The following is a 246-nucleotide window of genomic DNA, read 5'->3' as shown; positions in this document are numbered from 1 at the left end:
CGACGACACAGCCAAGGTATGGGAACTCATCGACAAGATCGGCTTCTGCATGCTGGCCACCCACGACGGCAGCGACATCCGCTCGCGCCCCATGTCGGCCTACACCAAGAGACACGACGGCGCTGTGTATTTCCTGACCGACGTCGCCAGCCACAAGGACGAGGAGGTCGCACGCTTCCCGAATGTCTGCCTCGCCTTCGCAGACACCAAGGGCCAGAAATATGTTTCGGTGTCCGGCACCGCAGA

1 protein-coding gene is annotated in these 246 nt (G+C 61.4%); it reads left to right on the top strand.

Annotated elements, in window-relative coordinates; genetic code table 11:
* Positions 1–49: 49 nt before the first annotated feature.
* The coding region (locus R0J92_RS25515; RefSeq protein ID WP_411053743.1) for a pyridoxamine 5'-phosphate oxidase family protein at positions 50–246 on the top strand (197 nt) is incomplete at its 3' end.

The sequence above is a fragment of the Tritonibacter sp. SIMBA_163 genome, assembly GCF_046535935.1.
GTDB classification, from domain to species: Bacteria; Pseudomonadota; Alphaproteobacteria; order Rhodobacterales; family Rhodobacteraceae; genus Epibacterium; species Epibacterium scottomollicae.
Note: the sequence above shows the minus strand (reverse complement) of the source record. Positions and strands in the feature narration are given on the sequence as shown.